The organism is Pseudonocardia sp. N23 (genome assembly GCF_002583555.1).
Taxonomy (GTDB): Bacteria; Actinomycetota; Actinomycetes; order Mycobacteriales; family Pseudonocardiaceae; genus Pseudonocardia.
The window spans coordinates 1-3,376 of sequence record NZ_BEGX01000070.1 but is presented as its reverse complement, the minus strand read 5'-3'; the positions used below and the strand labels follow the sequence as shown (position 1 = coordinate 3,376).

General features: G+C 59.1%; 1 protein-coding gene. It reads left to right on the top strand.

Annotated features, from left to right (window positions below; all coding sequences use genetic code 11):
• Positions 1 to 223 precede the first annotated feature (223 nt).
• Entirely contained in the window at positions 224 to 3,019 is a 2,796-nt protein-coding gene (locus TOK_RS20510; RefSeq protein ID WP_172457677.1) for a DUF4365 domain-containing protein, read from the top strand.
• Positions 3,020 to 3,376 lie beyond the last annotated feature (357 nt).

The window sequence follows — 3,376 nt, the reverse complement described above, 5'->3', positions numbered from 1 at the left end:
ATCAAGGCGCCGGCTTCGCCGTCGCGCCGCTTCGCGCTGCCCGGGGCGTGCGGCCTCCGGCCGGTCCCCGAGCAGCGCGCGGCTGTAAGCCTAGCTGGGCCTCATGGTTCGCTTGGCTCGGTAGCGCACGAGCTGTAAGACCTCGCGTCGTCACACGTGGCGAGGTGCTCGGGTGCTGTCACGAGATGACACCAGACCTGTTCGGGCGAGAGGACGGCCAGACTTGCGCGAGGACGAGAATGCGCAGACCAGCGACACGGGCGAGCTAGAGGTAGCAGCCAACTTCAGTCGGATTGGCTGGGGTCCTGTCGCAAACACTCGGCGGGATTTAGGCACCGACATATTCGTGCAAGCGCGCGATCGGCGACGCTTCGACCTCGTCCTGTTCATCGCAGTTCAGGTCAAGACTGGTCCATCATTCTTCGAGGGGTGCGAGAAACTCGACGCCGATGGCTCCGTAAGCGGCTGGTGGTACTACGAGGAGAACGTCGAGCACTTCGACGACTGGGTGACTCATGGCTTGCCGCACCTTCTGGTGCTTCACGACCTGGAAACACGCAAGTCGTACTGGGTGCACGTCACGGCTCCAAACCTAACCATCACCGGAGAAGGCGCCAAGATCTTTGTACCGGCCGAGCAAACCATTGATGAGCAGAACCTCGATGCGCTCATCGAAGTTGCTTCTACCCAAAAGCACGGAATTGCGTATGAGGGCAGCCTCTGGCGCGCGGCAGCGGCCGAAATTCCGCCGGCGCGACGACTTCGAACGGCCATGATCACACCGCGCCTTGTAGCGCCACATAGGAACGCAGGCTTTGGATCGGTCATTTCCCCCGAGGAGGCAATTGCACTGCTCGTACAGTGTCGAGTGCGAGACTTGGTTGAGTTCAGCAAGAGGCATCGGAAGGTGCCGTCGTTGGAGGATGCCCCAAAACATCGCGATTGGCGTTGGCGATTCTATGGTGCGCTGTCAGCTGCGGTATTGCGTGGAGACTACTCCGGATTAAAAGAATGTATTGACCGAACTAACAAATACGAGCGCAAATCAGCGGCAGCTGTGGCGTTAGCTTGCTGGCTTATACAGGCCGAAAAATTTGATGAGTGCGTAGGTCTTCTCAAGAAGCTTCCCGACCGCGCAGGGCCAATTGATCATTCCTGGATCCTAGTACAATTAGCGCGTGCGCAAGCAGAAATTGGTGAGGTTTCTGCTGCACGTGAGAACGCTGCAGTTGCCCTGCAGGGCGTGGCTAACGCTACCCGTGACGACCCCACTGCGTCGGCGGTCCGCTCGGCAGCTGCATCACTCCTGTTCTACACGGCAGACTTTCGTGATGAGAACTTAGCCGAAGTTCTAAGTACGAGCGATCACGCTGCGGCATGGTGGAGAACGCAGGCGCAGTACCACGGACTCGCGGACCATATCGGGCGCTCATTCCGTCGGGAAATGAACGACCAGTCCCGACGGTACGGTTTCGAGGAAGTTTCCCACAATCAGCTCTACGCGGCCACGCTTACGAGCGCGTTCTCAGGTGACCACGGCAGTTGGTCAAATGCCATCCGACTCCTGGCGCAAAATACTCTGGTGCTGAAGCTCGACTCTGCTGCATCAAATGAAGTTGCCGATGCTATCGGAGATCTCCGCAGGGTCGGCAGCCGGACTGAGTTGGTGCTTGCGGTCAAGCATGCGTGGGCATGGAAACCGAGCGAGGTCCTCAGGAGGGCGATGGAGGATCTTGCAGAGGGCGGTTGGAGCCACTCATCGGCAAGTTCTTCGCTCGCGCTGTTGCAGCACGCCGGTGATTTGGCGGTTGAGGACCAGGCTGACAAGTTCGCAGAAGATCTACTGTCAATCATTGAGGACCCGACATGGTTTGTTAATCGTGTTAGTCCAAACTTCTTAGTCGCGAAATACGTCTTGGATGCCGCGCGCGGCCTAGTCGCTTCGTGCACAAGTGCGACTCAAAACAAGGTCGCGAATCTGCTCGTGTCGCTGTCGCCCGTATCTGACACGATGCTTGCCGTAGGCTATACAGCACTCGCGGACCGAATCGACGGGTCGCTCCTCGAGCCCGAGACGGTGGATGCGATCTTCGACGCGGCAAAGATGCAGCCTGATGCTGACTTCTCAAGTGAGTTGCTAAGCCTAGCTACTCAGGGAGGATCCGCTGAGGCTCAAGCGGAGATTTTACATAGGGTTCGCGGTGGTGACCTCAGTGCACTATCCGTTCTCGGAGACGTCCGTCGCCTAGATCAAACAGACGCGAAGATGTTGGCAGGCCGTGATGCGGAACAACTGCGTCGTATCAGGGATGAGGCAAAGCTGGGATCGTATGGGATGTGGCAACATGACTCGGCACTATCAATGGCCGTCATCGGAGCTTGGTTCAACGACGCTGTCGACTGGGAAATGTTGGCAGACTTCATAGGTGACGCAAATGTGGCAGACGAGCATAAGAGAGATTGCTGTATCGCGCTCGCGCATCATGTGGATCGCCTCCCGGAGGACGCGAAGGCGGTGCTTTCGAACGTTGCTCCTGATATCTCCGATGCGCCATTCGATAGAATTCTCGGAACAGCACTAGGTGGAGCTGGTGCTTACCTGTCGGCGGCTCTGGGAAATTTTGACGAGACGACTCTCGCGGATCAGATTCTGACCCTCCTCGTCTCTACACCAGAGCATCGCGCAGATGCGGCGATGATGCTTGGGCACTTGAATGTTGCTGGCTTGATGCCGCTAACAGTTGGGTTGCTAAACGACGCAAGTCAGAATGTGCGCCTTGCGGCGGCCGCGAGCATCGCAGTCCATATTATTAAGTCAGGTGACTCGGCGTCGCCAATTGCGATGGCGGCAGCGCGGCGCGCTACAAAGGCGTCAGGCGCGGCAACAGCGCTGAGGTTTGCGAACGCCTTCTATGGCGAGAATGCAGTCACTTCGAGTATTGGTGGCGAGTTAATCGACCAGCTTGTTGATCACGATTCGTCACTCGTTCGCGCGAGGGTCCGCGCGCATATAACCTAGAAGCGGGTGCCCTCGCCGGGCGGCAGATCAACAGGATGGTGGCCCGTGCCATCCCGACGACCTCCCGGAGGGCTACCACGCGGCCACCCGTGGGCGGAGCGTGGCGAGGTCGGGTGCGGTGGCGTCGAGGGCCGCCCACGGGTGTCCGCGCGGTCGGGCTGAGCCAGGTCGACGGGATGGCACTCATAGCGCGGGCGGCGGATCGGTGGGGCGCCCCCACGGAACCCCCAAATATCAACGGCAGATGTCGAGACAGGACGTGCGGCGCCAGGATGACCGCTGAGGTGTCCGCGCAGCGTACGGGGCACAACGGCAAACAAGACCGACCTCCGAGAGAAGTCGATCTTGTTTCGCAGG